Consider the following 4,079-nt stretch of genomic DNA (forward strand, 5'->3'; position numbering starts at 1 on the left):
ACACCTACGAGGGACTACCTGAAAGTATATCCGGGGGCGGCAGTTCTCCCCTCAAACGAGTAGCATCGGGAGCGGCAACAGCGGCGTCATCGTTAACTGGTGTGTATGGATTATCAGCACCCAATGCCGTAGATGTTCGAGAGTATACGAATAAGATTTTTGAGTTGACTCTGATTGACTCTGATTTAAAACGTCCCCCTGTATGTGAACTCTGGTGGGGGGCATTTAACCTGATTTTTAAGGGGTATCTCGGACAACTAACCCAGCGCTTTACTATGTTTACCCCTAATGGGATGCCAGTCAGAGCCGCTCTCAACTGTACCTTCCACCAGTTCATCCCTGAAGAAGATGAGGAACGGGAAAAGCCCAGTTCTCTAGCACGGGATGACGACCCAATCCACGTTGTCCGACGTGGAGAAACCCTGAGCAGCATTGCTGGTGTTGAATATAATGACCCCAGCGTCTGGCGAGAGATTGCCAAGGCTAATGGGATTACTAATCCCCGTAACCTGACACCAGGTCAAGTTCTGACCATCCCAGTACTTAATCTAACCTCAAATTAACCATGGTCTCGACAGCTCCTCAAACCAGTAGCAATAGCACCGCGACCTCAGTCCCTGGCTTCAGAATTCTGATCAGGGGACAACAGTTGCGGTCTGATGTGATGGCAATAATTGTGGATGAAAACGTTAGTACTCCCACTATGTTTACCATCAAGCTTGCCAACTGGGACCAAGAAAACCAGGAGTGGATTAATCCGCAACTGTTTAAGCTAGGCAATGAGGTAGAGATTTTTATGGGCTACGGAGGTAGTGGAGGGAAACTGCAAAAACTGATCATGGGTCAGATCACCGGTCTGGAACCAGAATTTGCCCATGGGGAAATACCTCTGTTGACAGTGCGGGGCTACGACTACAGTCATCGATTGCTTCGGGGTTACAACACTCGCTCGTTTACTAAAAAGAAAGACAGCGATATCGCTAGAGATATTGCCAAACAAGCGGGTCTAAAGTATGGGGGAGTAACGACAAAGCTGGTTTTGGACTATGTACTACAGCATAACCAAACAGACATGGAATTTCTTCAGACCCGTGCTCAACGACTCGGTTATGAGGTAGTGGTTCAAGATAAAACACTATATTTCCGGCCCCATCAGGATAAATCCAAGTCAGTGTTGACCCTAGTTCAACGAAAGGATCTGCTCAGTTTTTCTTCCCGACTGACCAGCTTGACCCAGGTGGGACAGGTGGAGGTGCGCGGTTGGAACCCGAAGGACAAGAAAGCCTTCATTGGGCGAGCCAGTCCTGGTTTTAGTACTAACAAGAGCGGTGCTAAGGCTGTAGATCCGGCTTTGGGTAGTGGAAAAAAAACCAGCGAACGTTTGTATCGCCCTGTGTTCAGTAGAGAGGAAGCTGAGCAAATCGCTCAGGGAGGATTTAATAACATGGCCCTAGAATACATCAGTGGGGAGGGCTTGTGTGTCGGACGCCCTGACTTGCGAGCAGCTACTGTTATTACTATCCAAGGGGTGGGCAAACAGTTTAGTGGTGACTACTATGTCACCTCCAGCACCCATAGTTATTCTCATAAACGAGGGTATCGCACAGCATTCAAGGTTAGGAGAAATGGGACATCATGACAAGCATCGATTTACTAAGTAATTTGCTAGGTCCCCCTGAAATACGAGGTCGTTTCTATGGGGTGACTATGGGAATAGTGACTAACAATGGCGATGAGGAAAACTTAGGGCGAGTCAAGGTCAAGTTTCCTTGGCTCTCAGATAATGATGAAAGTTATTGGGCTAGGGTGTTAACTCCCATGGCTGGTAATGACCGTGGTATTTATTTTTTGCCGGAGGTGAATGATGAGGTGCTGGTAGCTTTTGAACAAGGTGATATTAATTTTCCCTATATCCTAGGAGGGTTATGGAATGGCAAAGATAAACCACCTGAGTCTCCTGAAAAAGACAAAGAATATAGTAAAAAACAGACTATTAATAAGCGTACAATTAAGTCCCGTAGTGGTCATATTATTCGCTTAGATGATACTAAGGATGAAGAAAAAGTTGAAGTCATTTCCCATAAGAAACATACTATCCGTTTAGATGATACTAAGGACAAAGGCAAAATTGAAGTAATTGCCCAAAGTGGTCACACTATTCGCTTAGATGATACTAAGGATAAGGAAAAAATTGAAGTAATTGACAAAACTGGCAAAAACAGCATTATTATTAATACTAAGGATAATTCGATTACCATTGAGTCTAAAGAAGGCAAACTTAAGCTTGGTGGTAAGGGTATCGAAATTATTTCCGAGGAAGATATCAAAGTTACTGCTAAGAATAACCTGGATATGAAGACAGATAAGTCATTTAAAGTTAATGCTAATGGTAGCAAAATTGAAACTAAGCAGGGGATGCACTTTAAAGCTAGTAAAGACGTGAAGATTACCGGTAATACGGTATCAATTAATTAAGCAATCAGCAATCAGCAATCAGCAATCAGCAATCAGCAATCAGCAATCAGCAATCAGGTATCAGCGAATGTGCTACGCACACGCTACGCGAACAGCTTATGGGTTAGGTCCCAGCGTCGTTCGCACAGCGTGGCCAAAGGCCAAAGCCTGTGCCACACTACTTGAGGTGTGCCACACTACTGTTTTTGAATAAAATCAGCTCACCGCTGACCACTGACCACTGACCACTGACCACTGACCACTGACAGCTGACAGCTGACCGCTGACCGCTGAATACTGTTATTTAAGTTTTATGGAGTATGAAAAATCATGGGTAAACCGGCAGCCAGAAAAGGCGATTTAGTTGTGACATCTTGTACGCACAAAGTCCAGGGTCAACCACCTGCTCCTGCGCCGCCAATTGTAGCGCCAATGCCAATTCCTTTCCAAGGAAAATTCGAGCAAAAGTTGAGTAAAAAGGTGAAAATTGGTGGTAAATTGGTGGCTTTAAAGGGCAGCCAGGGTAAAACCCAGGCACACCCACCAATACCGCCACCGGGAACTTCACCGATCAAGTTTGTCAAGGAACCTAACAAAACAGCTGAAATTACTAAGGGTAGTTCCTCTGTGAAAATTGAGGGTAAACCAGTGGCGCGCATTGGTGACCCAGTTAAGACCTGTAGTGAATTACCCCCTCCCCACGGCACAGTAACCCCTGGGCCTGGTAAGCCGACGAAGGTATTTATTGGGGGTTGATAAGGAGATGGAACGATGACTACTGATTTTCTCGGAGTGGGATGGAGTTTCCCCGTAGTACTCGACCAAAATAAACAAATCGATATGGCGCAATATGAGGATAGTGTCCGCCAGTCGATTTGGATGATTATGAGTACTTCTCCAGGAGAACGGCTGATGCGGCCAGATTTTGGCTGCGGTATTCATGATTTAGTATTTGCCAGCAACAGCGCTGGGACAGCTGGACAATTAACAGTGGAGGTACGCCGAGCCTTGACCCAGTGGGAACCGCGCATTGAGGTTCTAGATGTAGGTGTTTACCCGGATGAAGATCAATTTAATCGTCTCTTGATAGAAATAAACTACCAAGTGCGCCGTACTAATAATCGCTTTAACTTAGTTTATCCATTCTATTTAGATTATTAATTTGGGGTGTGGGGTGTGGGGTGTGGGGTGTGGGGTGTGGGGTGTGGGGTGTGGGCAGTGCCACAAAACGCGATGTTCCTTTGGAACCGCTTCGCGATCGCAACCAAATTAATCCGATGGTGGGCAGTGCCACAGAATGCGATGTTCCTTTGGAACCGCTTCGCGAACGCAATCAAATTAATCAATCGGTTAATCGGATGGTGGGCAGTGCCACAAAACGCGATGTTCCTTTGGAACCGCTTCGCGAACGCAAGCAAATCAATCACTCTGATGCACTGCCCACCCTACATCTACTATCTCCCCATCTCCCCATCTCCCCATCTCCCCATCTCCCCATCTCCCTACTCCCTACTCCCTACTCCCTACTTTCTTATGCAAGCTCCAAAGATTGATCAACGTAGCTATAAAGACATCGTTGCCTATACGGAAGCGTGCGCTAAGGCGTTCACAGAGTGGCGTCCTTT

7 protein-coding genes are annotated in these 4,079 nt (G+C 46.2%); all 7 read left to right on the top strand.

Annotated features, from left to right (window positions below; all coding sequences use genetic code 11):
- The coding region (locus tag F6K57_RS38410) for a LysM peptidoglycan-binding domain-containing protein (protein ID WP_293073788.1) at positions 1–563 on the top strand (563 nt) is incomplete at its 5' end.
- 2 nt (positions 564–565) lie between these two features.
- Complete coding sequence (locus F6K57_RS38415; RefSeq protein ID WP_293073790.1) at positions 566–1,639, top strand: contractile injection system protein, VgrG/Pvc8 family; 1,074 nt, start codon at positions 566–568, stop codon at positions 1,637–1,639.
- Positions 1,636–2,475 carry a phage baseplate assembly protein V gene (locus F6K57_RS38420; RefSeq protein WP_293073793.1) on the top strand — a complete coding sequence of 280 codons (840 nt, stop codon included), beginning with the start codon at positions 1,636–1,638 and terminating at the stop codon, positions 2,473–2,475. The genes F6K57_RS38415 and F6K57_RS38420 overlap by 4 nt, the downstream gene beginning before the upstream one ends.
- Positions 2,476–2,542: 67 nt before the next feature.
- Positions 2,543–2,668 (top strand): hypothetical protein, encoded by a 126-nt coding sequence (locus F6K57_RS38425; protein ID WP_269086926.1) that lies wholly within the window; start codon positions 2,543–2,545, stop codon positions 2,666–2,668.
- 116 nt (positions 2,669–2,784) lie between these two features.
- The gene (locus F6K57_RS38430; RefSeq protein WP_075895766.1) at positions 2,785–3,210 is read left to right on the top strand and encodes a PAAR domain-containing protein; all 426 of its coding nucleotides are present in this window, start codon (positions 2,785–2,787) and stop codon (positions 3,208–3,210) included.
- Between the two features lie 15 nt (positions 3,211–3,225).
- A complete protein-coding gene (locus tag F6K57_RS38435) occupies positions 3,226–3,615 on the top strand; it encodes a GPW/gp25 family protein (protein WP_293073797.1) in 390 nt (129 codons plus the stop codon).
- Between the two features lie 8 nt (positions 3,616–3,623).
- Positions 3,624–4,007 carry a hypothetical protein gene (locus F6K57_RS38440; RefSeq protein ID WP_293073800.1) on the top strand — a complete coding sequence of 128 codons (384 nt, stop codon included), beginning with the start codon at positions 3,624–3,626 and terminating at the stop codon, positions 4,005–4,007.
- Positions 4,008–4,079 lie beyond the last annotated feature (72 nt).

The organism is Moorena sp. SIO4A5 (assembly GCF_010672005.1).
Taxonomy (GTDB): Bacteria; Cyanobacteriota; Cyanobacteriia; order Cyanobacteriales; family Coleofasciculaceae; genus Moorena.

Excerpts from the sequence above, each read along its gene's own strand:
- F6K57_RS38415 (WP_293073790.1), top strand. The coding sequence starts at position 566 with ATGGTCTCGACAGCTCCTCAAACCAGTAGCAATAGCACCGCGACCTCA.
- F6K57_RS38420 (WP_293073793.1), top strand. The coding sequence starts at position 1,636 with ATGACAAGCATCGATTTACTAAGTAATTTGCTAGGTCCCCCTGAAATA.
- F6K57_RS38425 (WP_269086926.1), top strand. The coding sequence starts at position 2,543 with ATGTGCTACGCACACGCTACGCGAACAGCTTATGGGTTAGGTCCCAGC.
- F6K57_RS38430 (WP_075895766.1), top strand. The coding sequence starts at position 2,785 with ATGGGTAAACCGGCAGCCAGAAAAGGCGATTTAGTTGTGACATCTTGT.
- F6K57_RS38435 (WP_293073797.1), top strand. The coding sequence starts at position 3,226 with ATGACTACTGATTTTCTCGGAGTGGGATGGAGTTTCCCCGTAGTACTC.